Annotated in this window: 15 protein-coding genes and 1 pseudogene; 7 read left to right on the top strand and 9 right to left on the bottom strand. The window is 68.3% G+C overall.

The window, feature by feature from the left end; genetic code table 11:
• Positions 1 to 35 precede the first annotated feature (35 nt).
• Positions 36 to 698 carry an HAD family acid phosphatase gene (locus tag ACYQ5L_RS11505; protein WP_379199375.1) on the bottom strand — a complete coding sequence of 221 codons (663 nt, stop codon included), beginning with the start codon at positions 696 to 698 and terminating at the stop codon, positions 36 to 38.
• 172 nt (positions 699 to 870) lie between these two features.
• Here ACYQ5L_RS11505 and ACYQ5L_RS11500 point away from each other — a divergent pair, with 172 nt between their 5' ends.
• Positions 871 to 1,419 (top strand): DoxX family protein, encoded by a 549-nt coding sequence (locus tag ACYQ5L_RS11500; RefSeq protein ID WP_459957355.1) that lies wholly within the window; start codon positions 871 to 873, stop codon positions 1,417 to 1,419.
• 134 nt (positions 1,420 to 1,553) lie between these two features.
• Here ACYQ5L_RS11500 and ACYQ5L_RS11495 read toward each other — a convergent pair whose 3' ends face one another.
• Positions 1,554 to 2,162 carry a TetR/AcrR family transcriptional regulator gene (locus ACYQ5L_RS11495; protein WP_459957354.1) on the bottom strand — a complete coding sequence of 203 codons (609 nt, stop codon included), beginning with the start codon at positions 2,160 to 2,162 and terminating at the stop codon, positions 1,554 to 1,556.
• Between the two features lie 215 nt (positions 2,163 to 2,377).
• Between ACYQ5L_RS11495 and ACYQ5L_RS11490 the strand changes: the two genes are divergently transcribed.
• The 3 genes from ACYQ5L_RS11490 (at position 2,378) to ACYQ5L_RS11480 (ending at position 4,721) form a co-directional block, all read left to right on the top strand.
• Positions 2,378 to 2,863, top strand: a complete 486-nt coding sequence (locus ACYQ5L_RS11490) for a nuclear transport factor 2 family protein (protein ID WP_459957353.1) — start codon at positions 2,378 to 2,380, stop codon at positions 2,861 to 2,863.
• Between the two features lie 93 nt (positions 2,864 to 2,956).
• Positions 2,957 to 3,787, top strand: a complete 831-nt coding sequence (locus ACYQ5L_RS11485; protein ID WP_459957352.1) for a haloalkane dehalogenase — start codon at positions 2,957 to 2,959, stop codon at positions 3,785 to 3,787.
• Between the two features lie 265 nt (positions 3,788 to 4,052).
• Positions 4,053 to 4,721, top strand: coding sequence for a lysophospholipid acyltransferase family protein (locus tag ACYQ5L_RS11480; RefSeq protein WP_459957351.1), 669 nt, complete (start codon positions 4,053 to 4,055; stop codon positions 4,719 to 4,721).
• A gap of 4 nt (positions 4,722 to 4,725) precedes the next feature.
• On the opposite strand, the gene ACYQ5L_RS11475 is transcribed toward ACYQ5L_RS11480, so the two are convergent.
• A complete protein-coding gene (locus ACYQ5L_RS11475) occupies positions 4,726 to 8,667 on the bottom strand; it encodes an AAA family ATPase (protein WP_459957350.1) in 3,942 nt (1,313 codons plus the stop codon).
• A 285-nt stretch (positions 8,668 to 8,952) separates the two neighbouring features.
• On the opposite strand from ACYQ5L_RS11475, the gene ACYQ5L_RS11470 reads away from it, so the two are divergent.
• Positions 8,953 to 9,156: a cold-shock protein gene (locus ACYQ5L_RS11470; protein WP_379199383.1), complete on the top strand. Its 204-nt coding sequence runs from the start codon at positions 8,953 to 8,955 to the stop codon at positions 9,154 to 9,156.
• A gap of 57 nt (positions 9,157 to 9,213) precedes the next feature.
• Here the strand turns inward: ACYQ5L_RS11470 and ACYQ5L_RS11465 are convergent, their stop codons facing one another.
• The 6 genes and pseudogenes from ACYQ5L_RS11465 to ACYQ5L_RS11440 all read right to left on the bottom strand — a co-directional run bounded on the left by ACYQ5L_RS11465 (position 9,214) and on the right by ACYQ5L_RS11440 (position 12,628).
• Entirely contained in the window at positions 9,214 to 9,417 is a 204-nt protein-coding gene (locus ACYQ5L_RS11465; protein WP_459957349.1) for a DUF397 domain-containing protein, read from the bottom strand.
• Between the two features lie 79 nt (positions 9,418 to 9,496).
• Positions 9,497 to 9,937, bottom strand: a pseudogene (locus ACYQ5L_RS11460) (DUF5753 domain-containing protein); the annotation flags it as partial.
• Between the two features lie 334 nt (positions 9,938 to 10,271).
• Positions 10,272 to 10,775: a GNAT family N-acetyltransferase gene (locus ACYQ5L_RS11455; RefSeq protein WP_459957348.1), complete on the bottom strand. Its 504-nt coding sequence runs from the start codon at positions 10,773 to 10,775 to the stop codon at positions 10,272 to 10,274.
• Entirely contained in the window at positions 10,772 to 11,557 is a 786-nt protein-coding gene (locus ACYQ5L_RS11450; RefSeq protein WP_459957347.1) for a class I SAM-dependent methyltransferase, read from the bottom strand. The genes ACYQ5L_RS11455 and ACYQ5L_RS11450 overlap by 4 nt, the downstream gene beginning before the upstream one ends.
• 139 nt (positions 11,558 to 11,696) lie before the next feature.
• On the bottom strand, positions 11,697 to 12,170 hold the full coding sequence (locus tag ACYQ5L_RS11445; protein WP_459957346.1) for a hypothetical protein: 474 nt from the start codon (positions 12,168 to 12,170) through the stop codon (positions 11,697 to 11,699).
• Positions 12,171 to 12,175: 5 nt separating this feature from the next.
• Complete coding sequence (locus tag ACYQ5L_RS11440; RefSeq protein WP_459957345.1) at positions 12,176 to 12,628, bottom strand: DUF1707 SHOCT-like domain-containing protein; 453 nt, start codon at positions 12,626 to 12,628, stop codon at positions 12,176 to 12,178.
• Between the two features lie 147 nt (positions 12,629 to 12,775).
• Between ACYQ5L_RS11440 and ACYQ5L_RS11435 the strand changes: the two genes are divergently transcribed.
• The gene (locus ACYQ5L_RS11435; protein ID WP_459957344.1) at positions 12,776 to 14,011 is read left to right on the top strand and encodes an acyl-CoA dehydrogenase family protein; all 1,236 of its coding nucleotides are present in this window, start codon (positions 12,776 to 12,778) and stop codon (positions 14,009 to 14,011) included.
• A 2-nt stretch (positions 14,012 to 14,013) separates the two neighbouring features.
• Complete coding sequence (locus ACYQ5L_RS11430; RefSeq protein ID WP_459963397.1) at positions 14,014 to 15,141, top strand: acyl-CoA dehydrogenase family protein; 1,128 nt, start codon at positions 14,014 to 14,016, stop codon at positions 15,139 to 15,141.
• Positions 15,142 to 15,343: the final 202 nt, after the last annotated feature.

Here is a 15,343-nt window from a genome sequence, read left to right as displayed (position 1 = left end):
CACGATGACGGCGGGGCGCGGGCCACGCGCTCAGTTCACGACAACGCTCCGTCGTAGTCAGGCAGCTTGAAGGTGCGCTCGGCATGGCCGCCCGCGAGATCGGAGGCGCTGTTGCCGATATTCGCGACGATGGTGTAGCCCTTGCTCTCGATATCGATCCGGCTGGCCGTCTTGTACTCCTCCAGCCCGGCCGAGCCCGCCGACAGCGTGGTCAGCGGGCTCCCGTACAGGCGCTCCACCGGATAGCCCACGGCCGAGAGATTCAGCTGCGTATAGAGATTCATGACCGCCGGGCGGCCGGTGACGAAGATGATCGCCGCACCCTGCCCGTCGGCCCACTGCGCCAGTTGCAGCATGCGCGCGATGGCCGGGGTGATGGGGCTCGGGTTGTACTGCGTCTCCAGCGTCGTGTTGTCGATATCGAACACGATGGCGGGCTTCCCGCCGGAGGGCAGCCGGGTGGCGAGGTAGGCCTGCGCCTCATTGGCGACCACGGTGACATCCGCGATCCACTGCGCGTAGCTGGGCAGGTCGCCGCCGCCGGAGAGCGACGACGAGCCGGAGCCGCCGCCCGAGAGCGAGGAGGATCCGGTGCCCCCGGACAGCGAGGAGGATCCGGTGTCGGCCAGCGCCGTGGGCAGCGGCGCGGCGAGCGTGACGGTGACACCTGCGGCAATAGCGGCTATAGAACGTCTCATGACCACCGGACGCTAGCGTCCGACACATCAGACGCGCAGACGTTTCACATTGTCTCGCACCGGAATTCCCGGTCAGTGGGACGGTCCGCGCCGATCGACGGGGGTATTCTCTAGCCCGGGTGGGCCATATGTGCCATTAGTTCGTTTGGCTTGTGCCGAAGGAGAACGCGAAATGACCACCACCAGCGCTCCCAACTCCCCTCTCTCCACCAACCACACAACCAGTGTTCACGCCTATGACGCGGGCCTGCTGGCGATCCGGCTCGGCATCGGACTGACCATGGCCGCCCACGGCGCCCAGAAGCTGTTCAGTTGGTTCGACGGCTACGGCATCACCGGCACCGGGCAGGGCTTCGAGCAGAGCGGCTATCCGGTCGGCGAGTTCATGGCCGTGCTCGCCGGGCTCAGTGAATTCGTCGGCGGACTCGGCGTCGCGCTCGGCGCGCTCACGCCGCTCTCGGCGGCCGCCCTGGTCGGCGTCATGATCAATGCTCTCGCCGTCAAATGGGGTGCGGGCTGGCTCGGATCCCAATCCGGTCCGGGTCTGGAATACGAGATCGTCCTGCTCGTCACCGCGGGCGGCCTGGCCCTCACCGGCCCCGGCCGCTATTCCGTGGACGCCTTCCTGCCCGGCCTGCGCTCGCATCGCCTCACCTACGGTGTGGCGGCCCTGGCGCTGGCGGTCGTGCTGGCGTTCATCCTGTTGTTCCTGCGCGACTGAGAGGTGTCTGCGCCCCAACGTGATCACCTACTGCCCAGGGCCGACCTCGCGAAGTGCGTGGGACTTCGCTGGAGGACGCCTCGGTGCGGTTGCCGCGCGCAAGCCGAACCGATCAGTCGCCCGACTGTCGGCGATCACTTCCGGGACGCGATGCGTTCCGGAGTGCTGCGCACTGCCGCGAGAGCGGAGTCGATGATCTTGCTCAGGTAGGCGTCGTCGGGGAGCGGCAGGTGCACCATGAGGCGGTGGTAGACCGGCCCGTAGAGCAGGTCCATGACAAGGTCCTCGTCGGTGTCGGGCGGCAGCTCCCCCTCCCGCACGGCCTTGCGCAGGCGCTGCTTGAAATCCTCGATGCGCGGGGAGATGACCCGCTCATGCACCTCGTTGGCGAAGTCGGGATCGTGCAAACCCTCGGAGAACACTCCCAGGGTCGCCGGCCGCAATTGCGGTGAGGTGAACACGCCGACGAGACCGGTGAGTTGGCGGTGCAGGTCGGCCACCAGGTCGCCCGTATCGGGGAATGCAGTGGCCTGCATCGCGGCATCGTGGAGGGCGTCGAGCACGACCGCGCCCTTCGACGGCCACCACCGGTAGATCGTCTTCTTGCTCACCCCCGCGCGCGCGGCGATACCCTCCACCGTCACCTTGGTGTATCCGTTTTCCTCGCAGAGCGCGAGGGCGGCCTCGAGAGTGGCGCGCTTGCTGGACTCGCTGCGGCGTTTCGGGTCGGATGGCGGCGGCACACAGCCCACCTTAGCGGAAACGGAACGTGTCGTGTTGACAGGGTATGCCCGGTGGCCCACACTTGCCTGACGACACGGAACGTAGCGTGTCGTTGGAAAGTGGCCAAGGAGTAGAGATGACTGCCACCCCTGAATTCGAAACCCACGCGGGCAGCCCCCTTCGCGACCGACCGCACAGGAAACCTCGCCGCGCCTCCCCACGTATGCGCCGCGTCGTGACCGCCGCAGCCGGTGCGATGGTCGCCCTGGTCGCGGTCGCCTGCGGGCAATCCGGCGGCGCTGCCGTCGATCGGTTGCAACGTGACGAGGCCGAGCTCACCCGCCTGGCCACCCGGCTCGGCGTAGCGCTGGACGAGCACGATTTCGCCGCCCTGGGTGCGATGTTCACCCCGGGCGCCAAGGCCACCACCCCCGGCGGGACGGCCGAGGGCCGCGAGCGCGTGCTGGCCCAAGCCACCGCGAACCACGAGGGCTACACCCGTCTGCAGCATGTTGTCAGCGGCATCCTGATCGACCTCGACGGTGACACCGCGACGATCCGTGCGAACCTCGTCGGCCACTACGGCCGCGGCGACGACCCGGCGCCGGTGCGACAACTCGGCGCCGTTTACCGCTTCGGTGCCGTCCGCACCACCGACGGCTGGCAGTTCGAATCACTGACCGCCCAGCAGGTATGGCGCATCGAGAATCCCTCCGCCTGAATCGGTTTCGGCGCGAGCGATGCACACCGCTCGTGCATCCGGGCGCACGTGCGTCCGCAGTTCATTCCCCATCTGAAAGTCTGGAGATTTGTCATGCCCGCAGTCGAGGTTCTCGGCTCTACCATCCACTACGAACAAGCCCCGGGCAGTACACGTTTCGTGTTCCTGCACGGTAATCCCGCGTCCTCGCACATGTGGCGCGAGATCCTGCCCAGGCTCGGCGGTTTCGCTCCCGATCTGATCGGTATGGGCCGCTCCGGGAAACCGAATATCGACTACACCTTCGCCGATCACGCCCGTTACCTCGATGCCTGGTTCGATGCGCTCGAACTCGACGACGTCGTGCTCGTCGGCCACGACTGGGGCGGCGCGCTCGGTTTCGACTGGGCGGCGCGCCACCCCGGCAGGGTCCGCGGCATCGCCTTTTTCGAAACGATCGTGCGGCCCATGTCCTGGAGCGACCTGGGTGAGGGTCCCCGGCAGCGCGGCAAGACGATGCGCTCCGCCCAGGGCGAGGAACTCGTGCTGGACAAGACGGTCTTCATCGAGACCGCCTACACCGGCGGTGTGCTGCATCCCCTCGATGACGAACAACTGGCCCCCTACCTGGCGCCGTACCCGACCCGCGAGAGCCGAAAGCCGGTGCTGCAGTGGGCGCGCTCGTTCCCCCTGGACGGTGATCCCGCCGATGTCACCGCCGCCGTCACCGCCTACGACGCCTGGCTCGCCGCCAGCCCGCAGATCCCGAAACTGCTGCTCACCTTCGACTCCTCGCCCACCCTGCTGATCACCCCGGACATGGCGGCCTGGTGCAAGGACAACATCGCCGGTCTGACCATCGAGCACATCGGCCCGGCCGGCCATCACGCCACCGAGGATCAACCCGCGGCCATCGCCGCGGCCATCGCCGGTTGGCGCCCGTAACACCCTCTCCCGCCATGCACGCGGAATCTGCTGATTCCGCGTGCATCTCACACCCTGACACGGTGGCCGACCGTCCTAGCCGTGTCCGCTCGATTCACACGCCGGTAGCCAGCGGGCGGGATTTCGGCCCTCAGCTCGGCCTGGCAACCACCATGCGCATCCCGTGCGAACAGCGAGGAACGGGTTCAGAGACGCCCGCTGAGATTTCCCGCGCCTGAGTAGTTCCCCGGTGCCGCGCTCGCCGCCCGGATACCAGGATGTGAGCGTGGCATCGAACGACGACACCGCGCGGCGGCCCAAGGGCTTGGGCAAACGCGCCTGGCTCACAACTCAATTCGTGCGTCGCATTCTGCGCACCCTGGCCTGGTCGAATATCGTCCGGGTCACCGTGCTCGGACGCGAGCGGGTGCCGAAGACCGGGCCCGTGATCATCGCGAGCAATCACATCTCGATGCTGGACGCGGTATTCCTCTGGGGTGCGTTGCGCCGCAGGGCGATTGCCATCGCCATGGCCGAGCTGTGGTCGTGGCCGGTGGTCGGCTGGCTGGTGCGCCGGCTGGGCCAGATCCCGGTGGTGCGCCGCGACAATGCATCCGGCAGCACCGCGCTGTCGCAGGCCGAGCAGATCCTGCGGCACGGCGGCGTGCTGATCATCTACCCGGAGGGCCGCCTGGTCGCGCCCGGCGAGACCGAGCCCTATAAGCCCGGGGTGGCGAAACTGGCGCTGGCGACCGGCATTCCCATCATTCCGGTGGGCACCACCGGCACCGACCGGGTGCTACCCATGCGCCGGCACCGCGGCGACGACCCCGCCTTCGACCGCCGGCAGCCGGTGACCATCCATTTCGGCGCGCCCATCGATCCGGCGGAGTTCGACGACCCGGACAAGCTGCTGGAGCATCTCCGCGACCGCATCGAGGACCTGCGCGATTGAGCGCTCAGGTGGCCGCGCCGACCAGGTTCTCCCCGCGCAGGCGCTGCGAGATCACCTGGGTGATGCCGTCGCCGCGCATGCTGACGCCGTAGAGCGCATCGGCGATCTCCATGGTCGGCTTCTGATGGGTGATGACGATGAGCTGGCTCTTCTCGCGCAGCTGCTCGAACAGGCCGATGAGCCGGCGCAGATTGGTGTCGTCCAGGGCCGCCTCGACCTCGTCCATGACATAGAACGGTGAGGGGCGGGCGCGGAAGATGGCGACCAGCAGGGCGACCGCGGTCAGCGACTTCTCACCGCCGGAGAGCAGCGAGAGGCGCTTGACCTTCTTGCCCGGCGGCCGCGCCTCGACCTCGACGCCCGTGGTGAGCATGTCGCTGGGATCGGTGAGCAAGAGACGGCCCTCACCGCCGGGGAACAGCCGGCTGAAGACGCCGACGAATTCGCGCTCCACATCCTCGTAGGCCTCGGTGAAGACCTGCAGGATGCGGGCGTCCACCTCGGCGACGACGTCGAGGAGGTCCTGGCGGGCCTTCTTGACGTCCTCGAGCTGGGTGGCGAGGAAGTTGTAGCGCTCCTCGAGGGCCGCGAACTCTTCCAGCGCCAAGGGATTCACCTTGCCGAGGGTGGTGAGGTCCTTCTCGGCGCGCTTGGCGCGGCGCTCCTGGGTGGTGCGGTCGTAGGGCATGGGCTGCGGCTCGGTGACCTGGTCGCCGCGCTCCTTGGCCTGCTCGTACTCCATCATCTCCAGCGCGGTCGGCGGCATGGGGACGTCCGGGCCGTATTCGGCGATGAGGTCCTCCAGCGCGATGCCGAAGGATTCGGAGATGGTGGCTTCCAGCTGTTCGATGCGCAGCGCCGCCTGGGCGCGCGCCACCTCGTCGCGGTGGACCGCGTCGGTGAGCTGGGAGAGCTGGCTGTTCAGAGCGCGGGCGCGTTCCTTGGTCTGCTCCACCTGGGCGGCGAATTCGGTGCGGCGGCGCACCAGTTCGTCGCGGCGGGCGGCGGCCTCGGCGACGACCTGCTCGAGCTGGGCGGCCACCCGCTCGGCGGAGTCGGCCACCACGGCGGCGACGGCGGCGGCCTGCTTGCGGGCGGCCAGGGCGCGTTCGGCGCGGGCGCGGTTCTCGCGTTCGGCGCGGGCGGCGCGGCGTAGCGAATCCGCCTTGCCGCGTACCGATTCGGCGCGCTCCTCGGCGGTGCGGACCGCCAGACGGGCCTCGACCTCCATGGTGCGAGCCTCGGCGAGGGCGGCCGCGGCCTCCTCGCGGGCGTACCCGGCGGCCTCGGTGCCCGCGGATTCGGCGCCCATCTCGGACTGCTCGAGCTCGGCGTGCCGCAGCCGGTCCTCGAGCTCGGCGAGCTTGCTCAGCGTCTCTTCCCGCCCGGCCTCGGCCTCGGCGCGCTGCGCGAGCAGGCGCTCGCATTCCTTCTGGGCGGTGCGAGCCGTCTGCCCCAGCCGGCCGAGCCGGTCGTAGATGGAGACCAGCGCCTGATCGGATTCGTGCAGCGCGAGCAGGGCGTGGTCGACGGCCTCCTTGCGGTCGGTCTGCTCGGCCAGCGCACCCGCGAGGGCGGCCTCGAGCTCCTCGGCCTGCCGCTGCCAGGACGCGAGTTCCGCTGTGGCGGAATCGATATCGGCCTGCACCTCGAGCTGACTGGGCGCGCGGTCGGAACCGCCGAGCACCCAGCCGGTACCGGTCAGGTCACCCTCGCGGGTGACAACGCGCAGCTCCGGACGCGCAGCCAACACGCGAGTGGCCGCGGCCAGATCCTCGGCGACGGCAATGCCGGTGGTCAGCGCGGTGATCGCGGCGCGCATGTGCTCCGGGCAATCGACGACCTCCGCGAGCCAGCGCGCACCGCCTGGCAGCGCACCGCCGGAACCCGAACCAGCGTGGGCCGTACCGGCATACCCCAACGCCGCACCCCCGCCACCGGAACCCGAATCGCCATGCGCAGCATCGGCATATCCGAGTGCCGAAGGCTCACCGCCAGGCCCCGAACCGCCATGCGCCGCACCGGGATGGCCCGGCGTCGCACTCCCGCCCAGACGTGAATCGGATTGGGCCACACCGGCATAGCCCGGCACCACAAGCCCGCCCTCGGAACCCGGACCGCTATGCGCCGCACCGGCACGGCCCGGCGTCGCGCTCTCTCCGAGACGCGAATCGGATTGGGCCGCACCGGCATGGCCCGGCGTCGCGCTCTCCCCGAGACGAGAACCGGCGTGGGCCGTACTGGCGTACACGAGCGCGGCGCGGCCGCCGTCGGCTTCTTTGAGGGCCCGGACGGCAGCGTGGGCCGAGGGGCCGGTGTCGGCGGCTACGGCGTCGGCGAGGGGGCCGAGGGCGGCGGCGACGGCGGCCTCGAAGCCGCCGTGCACCTTGATCAGGCCCGAGAGCGGGCCGAGCAGGCCGTCGGTACGGTGCTCGAGCAGCCAGGCCGCGCCGTCCTTGCGGGCCAGGCCCATGGTGAGGGCCTCGATGCGGGCGGTCAGGGAGGCGACGCGCTTACCGGCCTCGCGGTCCTTCTCGCGTAGTTCGGTGACGCGCTGGTCGGCGTTCTCCAGGGCCTGGGCGGCGTGTTCGTACTGCGCGTCCAGACCGGCCTCACCGGCGTCGAGCTCACTCAATTCGCCCTGGACGGCCTCGAATTCGGCGTCCGCGGCCGCACCGCGCTGCCGGGCCTCGGCTATGCCGGTGGACATGCGGGCGATCTCACCGTCCACGGACTGGGCGCGCGAGCGCAGCGTGTCGACCTGACCGGAGAGCCGGGCCAGACCCTCGCGCCGGTCGGCAATGGCCCGCACCGCGGCCAGATGCGCCTGTTCGGCGGCCTTGGCGGCCTGTTCGCGCTCGTGCAGGGCGTCGCGCGCGGCTTCCAGGGTTTCGGTGGCGATCTCCACGGCTTCGAGGAGTTCGGCCTCCTCGGCTTCGACCCGCTCGGCCTCGCGCTCCAGCTGTTCCGGGTCGCGCCCGGCGCCGGCGGGTTGCTCGATGGTCAGGTTGCGCGCACGATCTCGCGCAATCCGGATAGTGGCATTGACACGCTCGGTCAGCGCGGACAGCTGGAACCAGGTTTGCGCGGCGGCCTCCGCACTGGGCGTCAGGCGCGACAATTCGAATTCCTGCTGGGCCAGCGCGGCATTGGCGGCATCCAGTTCGGCGTGCACGTTCACCTGCTGCTCGCGCGCGTACGCCTCTTTGCTCTGCTGCGATTCCAGCTCGCGCCGCCGCGTCACGAGATCATCGGCGGCCAGCCGCAACCGCGCGTCCCGCAATTCAGACTGGACGGTTGCTGCACGCCGTGCCACCTCGGCCTGCCGCCCCAGCGGTTTGAGCTGCCTGCGCAATTCCGTGGTCAGGTCGGTGAGCCGCGCCAGATTCGCCTGCATGGCGTCGAGCTTGCGGACGGCCTTCTCCTTGCGCCGCCGATGCTTGAGCACACCCGCGGCTTCCTCGATGAACGCCCGCCGGTCCTCCGGCCGCGATTCGAGAATCGCCGATAGCTGCCCCTGCCCGACAATGACGTGCATCTCACGGCCGATGCCGGAGTCGCTGAGCAGTTCCTGCACATCCATGAGCCGGCAGGAGTTGCCGTTGATCTCGTACTCGCCGGCGCCGTCACGGAACATGCGCCGCGTAATGGACACCTCGGAGTACTCGATGGGCAGCACACCGTCGGAGTTGTCGATGGTCAGCGTGACCTCGGCACGGCCGAGCGGGGCGCGGCCCGCGGTGCCGGCGAAGATGACGTCCTGCATCTTCCCGCCACGCAGAGCTTTCGCGCCCTGCTCACCCATCACCCAGGTGAGCGCGTCGACGACATTCGACTTGCCCGACCCATTGGGCCCCACCACACAGGTGATCCCGGGTTCGAACCGCAGGGTCGTCGCGGACGCGAAGGACTTGAACCCCTTCAGCGTCAGACTCTTCAGGTGCACAGCCGTCGAGGTTACCCCGTCGGGCTCGATTGCCCCGAGTATGCCGACAACGCGTCCGGTTCCGTGCCGCGGCACGCCCTATGACAGGCCGATTCGTCCGATGACTGGAAGATCGGGTATTGTCTTCGGTGTTGCAATTCTTGGTTCTCACAGACTTCTGTACGCGCCTGCACACAATTCAGCAGGCGCGTTTTTGTGTTTCCCAGTGATTCCGCCCGGAATCACCCCAGAGCGACATCGGGTCCGCAAGGTGCGGGCCTTCGACCAGTAAAAAGGAGAGCCAGAATGGCTACCGGCACCGTGAAGTGGTTCAACTCGGAGAAGGGCTTCGGCTTCATCGAGCAGGACGGCGGCGGCCCCGACGTCTTCGCCCATTACTCCAACATCGCCGGCAACGGCTTCCGCGAGCTCCAGGAAGGCCAGAAGGTCTCCTTCGACATCGCGCAGGGCCAGAAGGGCCCGCAGGCGGAGAACATCGCCGCCATCTGAGCGATTTCGCTCACATAGAACGACCCTGGAGTGAGTGGCTCCGGGGTCGTTCTGCATTCAGGGGCGGTCGAACCGCCCCGCCGCCACGCCCGCGGTGAACACCGACCACTCCCCCGCTGCGAAGACCAGCGCCGGACCGGTCGGATTCTTGGAGTCCCGGACACCGACCGCGCCCGTGAGGAACGCGACCTCGACGCAATCCCGGCCGCCGGAGCTGCGACTCGATTTGAACCACCTGGCAGCTGTGAGGGCAACGTTCACTGTCGTACTCCCTTGCTATCTCACGTAACAGGTCCCGGCTCGGCCGCGGATCCAGCGTGGCACCCTGCACCGTCCGGAACGATTCCCGATACAGCTTCACTTCGGTGGACCGCTCGAAGTACATCGCGCCAACGAAACTCTCGGCGAACACCAGGGTAGGTTCGGCGAGCTTGCCCTTCGGGTCACGGCCGAACTCGAACATGATGAAGGGCGTCAAGGGCATTCCGAGCGGAAACCCGCGACGAGACGGCAGCACACGTATGTCGACATTGTCCCGAGTGCTCAGATCCGCGATGTGCCGCAGCTGAGCGGCCATCACCCTGGCGCTGCCTACTACCGTGCGCAGCAGGCTTTCATGCAGTACGACAACAGCTTTGGCTGGTTGTCGCTGCCGGAGGATGACGTTCTGGCGCTGCATCCGGAGCGCGACGCGCCGATTCAGCTCTTCGTCGGTTTCCTTGGAGAAGTAGATGCGGTCCATCTCCCTGGCGTAGTCCGCGGTCTGCAGCAGACCCGGCACGATCAAGGGCTGGAAAATGGTCAAAACCTTTGCGCCGGCTTCCAATCCGACGAACAAGTTGACGTTCGCGGGGATCAGATCGGCGTAGGCGTGCCACCAGGACTTGACCGGGGCCTGTTCGGCGAGCCGCTTGATCGTCGCGGTCCAGTCCTCATCGAGTCCGTACAGCTCACACAGATCCACGACTTCACGGATTCTGATCTTCGGGGCCGCTCCCTTTTCGATCCGCCCGAACTGGTCGAGGTCGCCGATGTGATCACCGTCGATCCGGAGCGAACCTGCGCTCGCTGGGCGAACGGCTTGGTCGAGATCGACAATGGGTGAGCGGGATCGGTCAGGCGAGATCCTTGGCGTACCAGATCTCGGCGTATTCGCGGTCCTCGTGGGGCGGGATCTCGACGTAGCCGTGGCCGAGGTAGAGGGTGCGGGCCTCGATCAGGTCCAGGCGGGTGTCGAGCCTGATCCGATTGGCTCCCAAGCCGATCGCCGCCTCCTCGATGGCGGCGAGCAGGCGTTTCGCGCCGCCGGTGCCGCGCTGTGCGGGCCGGACGAAGACCCTGGTCAATTCGACCGTGCCGGTTTCGGCCAGGCGCAGCCCGGCGCACGCGGCGGGGCGGCCCCCGTACCGGCCGACGAGGAACACGCCCCGGGGCGGCACGAGGTCGTCGGTGGTGAAACCGGCCCAGTCGTCATCGAGTTCGGCCCGCGTCGAGAGCCGCCCCAGCCGATGCAGCCGGTAGCTGTTCGCCACGTCGACGAGGTAGTCGCGCAGAAGTGCCACGGATTCGGGATCGCGCACCGGGGCGGGGGTGACGATCCATGCGTTTCGACCGGTCATGCCGGTCGTATGGTGGCGCGGATGACTTTTGTGCGCAAGGGAATTTCGAATTCGCCGGTGCCGGTCTCGGGACGGCTCCTCAGATAGCCGGTGATCCGATCGAGGAGTTCGCCGCGCTCGGCGGGCGTGACGACCAGGCTGGTGGAATGGGTGCCGATGGTGGCGGCCAGGCTTTCGGCGGTGCGGCGCTGCGAATGCGCGAACTCGCTCTGCTCGAAGGGATGGAACAAGGCGTGCGAGGGCAGTCCGTCGCCCGGGAATCGCCGGAAGGACAGCCGGGTGAGGGAAATCCGATCGAGTTCGGCGACCCAGTCGACCGAACTGTCGTGGGTGTTCCAGAAGGCCGCGACCACCCCGCCCGGTCGCAGTACCCGCGCCAGCTCCGGGAACGCCCGTGGCAGATCGAACCAGTGAAACGCCTGTCCGGCGAGCACCGCGTCCACCGAATCATCCGGCAGCGGAATCGATTCCGCCGTGCCCGCCAGCGCGGGCACCTGCGGATACCGCTGCGCGAGGGTGGCGCGCATCGCGTCGTCCGGCTCGACCGCCCGCACCCGCGCCCCCGCCGCCAGCAGCACCCCGGTCAGCTTCCCGGTCCCGGCCCCGAGATCCAGCACCTCGGCATCGTCTCTGTCCCCCAACGGTTCCAGCGCCCACCGCACCCCCGCCATCGGGTAGTCCGGCCGGTGCTCGTCATAGGCCGCCGCCTCGGCCCCGAACGACCGCGCCCGCCGCGCCCACACCTCGGAATGCTCGACTTCCCACCTGCCGCCTGAGCCCACCCAGCCATGTTAAGCACCCCCGAATCCCATTCGTAGACCTGGACAGACGATCACCGGGAATCTGTGGCGGCATCGCCCGAGTAGCCACCGCCACCAGTTCTCGGTCGATGCTGTTTCAGATTGGTACGGGAATGTCGAGCTATGCGTGCGCCGGGACGGCCGGGGTGATGCGGCGTCGCCACACCTCGAGGAGCGGGGTGATCACGGCGGTGGGGGCGAGCCACGCGATGAGTTGGGCCGCGCCGTAGAGGGGGCCGTCGATGGCGAAGCTGACCACGATCGTCGCGGTGAGCAGGGCGATGTAGGAGCCGCCCATGCCGTGGACGTAGGCGTGGGTCCAGGCGCCGCGGCGGGCGACGGCGTAGCGGCCGAGCAGAGCCAGGGCCACGGTCAGGGCCGAGACGGGGACGAGCCACCACAGGTCGGTGCGGCGCCAGAAGACCAGGGCGCAGGCGGAAATGCAGACGGCGACAACCAGTCCCAGGTACCAGGCGCCCAGTTCGCGGGAGTGCCGCCAGGTGTGCGCGTCGGCCCAGGCCACGACCGGGCCGAGTGACAGCCCGGCGGCGCCGACGACGATATGGAAGGCGAGAAGGGTGGTGTAAGCGGACATGACGGTTACCTCATTACGGTTCTCCCGCAGTGCTTCGCGGCGCCGGCTTCCCAGCCGGTGAGGACCCGGAAGACCAGGACGGCGCCCCACGGGACGATTACCCAGACGGGCCAGAAGTACGTGAATTCGCCCGCGGCCAGCGAGATCGCGGCCCAGATGCCGAGCACCAGGAGGCTGACGCCGAGCCAGGCGCTGCCTTCGATGCGCTGCCAGATGGGGAAGCGGGTGCGCGGCTCCGGCTTCGCGGCAGTCGGTTTGGTGAGTTCGGGGAGGTCGGTGAGGACCTGCTGCAGTTCTTCCCGGTAGACGGTGGCGTAGACCTGCGCGACCCGCTCGTTGTATTCGGCGAGGTCGAGGCGGCCGTCGGACATGTGACGGCCAAGCAGGTCCGCGACCTGGGCGCGCTCGGCGTCCGAGGCGCGAGTGCCGGTGGTGATGTCCATGTCGATCCTTCCCATGATGTTCCACTGTGGAACGTTGTTATTCGATGATAACAACCCACTGTGGAATGTCAACGACCAGAAGTGAGGGCAGGTGCCAGCACATTTGCCAGCAGGGGGTTTACGGTGAGATGGTTAGGGTCGGTTCTCGCACAAGGAGTCATCGTGGATCTGGACTGGTCGCCCGACGATCTGGCATTTCGAGATGAGGTGCGTCGTTTCCTCGACGAAAAGTTAACCGACGATCTTCGCCTGGCCGGTCGATTGGCGACGAGCGTCTACCCCGATCACGAAGCCAGCATGAAATGGCAGGAAATCCTGCACGCGCAGGGCTGGGCCGCGCCCGCCTGGCCGGTGAAGTACGGCGGCTGCAAGTGGAGCCTGACCCAGCACTACATCTTCGGGCGGGAATGCACCCTCGCCGGTGCGCCGAACCTGTCCCCCATGGGCATTCGCATGGTGTCGCACGCGATCATGGCGTTCGGGACCGAGGAGCAGAAGGACTACTTCCTGCCGCGCATCCTGACCGGCGAAGTCTTCTTCTGCCAGGGCTATTCCGAGCCCGAGGCGGGTTCGGATCTCGCGTCGCTGAACATGGCGGCCGTGGACGACGGCGCGGATCTGGTGATCACCGGGTCCAAGATCTGGACCACCCACGCCACCGAGGCCAACTGGATCTTCGCGCTGGTGCGCACCTCCAAGCAGGCCAAGAAGCAGCGGGGCATCACCTTCGTCCTCATCGACATGCGCACGCCGGGCATCGAAATCCGGCCGCTGGTCATGACTTCCGGCGAGCAGGTGCAGAACCAGGTCTTCTTCGACCAGGTGCGGGTGCCGAAGACGAATGTGCTCGGCGCGATCGACGACGGCTGGACCGTGGCCAAATACCTGCTCAACTTCGAGCGCGGCGGCGGCGCGGCGGCCCCGGCGCTGCAGGTGATGGCCGAGGAGCTGGCGCAGGCCGCGCTCGCCCAGCCCAACCCCAACGGGGAGGGCGCGCTCATCGACGATCCGGCCTTCGCCGCCAAACTGGCCGATGCCCGCATTCGCGCGGATGTGCTGGAGATTCTGGAATACCGCACGCTCGCTCTGGTTTCCAGCGGCAAGGATCCGGGACCGGCCGCCTCCACCATCAAGATCCTGGGCACCGAATTGAGCCAGGCGCTCACCGAACTCGCGCTGGAGGCCGCGGGCCCGCAGGGCCGCGCCTACCAGCCGCACGCCACCATGCCCGGCGGCCCGGTCGTCGATTACACCGCTCCCGCCGACGGTTTCGTCAGCGGCGCGGACTGGCAGGCCGTCGCCGCGCTGCGGTACTTCAACGACCGCGCCGGCTCGATCTACGCCGGCAGCAACGAGATTCAGCGCAATATCATCGCCAAAGCCACGCTGGGACTGTGACCATGGACTTCTCTTTCACCGCAGAACAGGATCTGCTCCGCGACACCGTCACGGAATTCCTCGCGGCCCGTTACGACCTCGAATCCAGCCGGGCCGCAGCGCGGGTCGGCGCGGGTTGGCAGCCGGAGATCTGGCGCGGACTGGCCGAGGAGGTCGGGATTCTCGGCGCGGGCCTGCCGGAATCGGTGGGCGGCAGCGGCGGCGGACCGGTCGAGACCATGATCATTGCCGAGGCCCTCGGCGGCGCGCTGGTGGTCGAACCGTATGTGGACACCGTGGTGGTCGGCGGCGGCCTGCTGCGCCGCGCCGAGGGCAAGCGCGCCGAGGATCTGCTCTCCGGCATTGCCGCCGGTGAGGTGATCACCGGTTTCGCCGCCCTGGAGCCGCGCTCCGGCTACGACTACACGAGGATCACCACGACGGCCCACCGCGCGGGCGAGGACTGGATTCTCGACGGCGTCAAGATCGTGGTCACCGCCGCCCCGCTGGCCACCCACCTGCTGGTCACCGCCCGCCTGGACAGCGGTGAGATCGCGCTGTTCGTCGTGGATTTCGATCCGGCCGACCCGCCCGCCGGGCTGACCGCGCGGGCCTACCGCACCATCGACGAACGCCGCGCCGCGGACCTCACCTTCGACGGGGTGCGCCTGCCCGCCGACGCTCTGCTGCTCGGCAATGCCGCCGACGCCGTCGCCGCGACCCTGGACGAGGCCATTGCCGCGGTTTGCGCCGAGGCGGTCGGCATCATGCGCAAGGTCGTGGCCGACACCGTCGAATACACCAAGCAGCGCAAGCAGTTCGGCGTCCCCATCGCCAGCTTCCAGGCGCTGCAGCACCGCATGGTGAACATGCACCTGGAGCTGGAACAGGCCATTGCCGCCACCTATCTGGTGACGCTGAAACTGGACGCCGCCCCCGCCGATCGCGCCAAGGCCGCCTCCGCCGCCAAGGCCACCATCGGCCGCGCCGCCCGGCTCATCGGCCAGGAGGCGGTGCAGTTACACGGCGCCATGGGCATGACCGAGGAATTGGCCATCGGCCACTTCTTCAAGCGCCTCACCGCCGTTCAGCACGAATTCGGCAGCACCGATCAGCACGTCACCCGCTACGCGGCCTTGACCCGCCCGTAGTCCACGGTTCCCGTCACCTCTCATCCCGGCGTGGCCACCCCCTCATCCCGGCGTGCTTTTGGCCGGGATCTCACCTCGATGTGTGGATTCCGGCCAAAAGCACGCCGGAATGACCACGCCGGAATGACAAGGGCCGGCGTGGGACCCGGTCGAGTTCGGCGCCGGGCGAGTTCAGCGCCGAACTGCGCGGTTCGCGCCCACG

This window comes from Nocardia sp. IFM 10818 (assembly GCF_054655275.1).
The sequence above is the reverse complement of the archived record's forward strand: the minus strand, read 5'-3'. Positions and strand labels throughout refer to the sequence as shown.

Excerpts from the sequence above, each read along its gene's own strand:
- ACYQ5L_RS11455 (WP_459957348.1), bottom strand. The coding sequence starts at position 10,775 with ATGACCGGTCGAAACGCATGGATCGTCACCCCCGCCCCGGTGCGCGAT.
- ACYQ5L_RS11445 (WP_459957346.1), bottom strand. The coding sequence starts at position 12,170 with ATGTCCGCTTACACCACCCTTCTCGCCTTCCATATCGTCGTCGGCGCC.
- ACYQ5L_RS11505 (WP_379199375.1), bottom strand. The coding sequence starts at position 698 with ATGAGACGTTCTATAGCCGCTATTGCCGCAGGTGTCACCGTCACGCTC.
- ACYQ5L_RS11470 (WP_379199383.1), top strand. The coding sequence starts at position 8,953 with ATGGCTACCGGCACCGTGAAGTGGTTCAACTCGGAGAAGGGCTTCGGC.
- ACYQ5L_RS11440 (WP_459957345.1), bottom strand. The coding sequence starts at position 12,628 with ATGGGAAGGATCGACATGGACATCACCACCGGCACTCGCGCCTCGGAC.
- ACYQ5L_RS11485 (WP_459957352.1), top strand. The coding sequence starts at position 2,957 with ATGCCCGCAGTCGAGGTTCTCGGCTCTACCATCCACTACGAACAAGCC.
- ACYQ5L_RS11430 (WP_459963397.1), top strand. The coding sequence starts at position 14,014 with ATGGACTTCTCTTTCACCGCAGAACAGGATCTGCTCCGCGACACCGTC.
- ACYQ5L_RS11500 (WP_459957355.1), top strand. The coding sequence starts at position 871 with ATGACCACCACCAGCGCTCCCAACTCCCCTCTCTCCACCAACCACACA.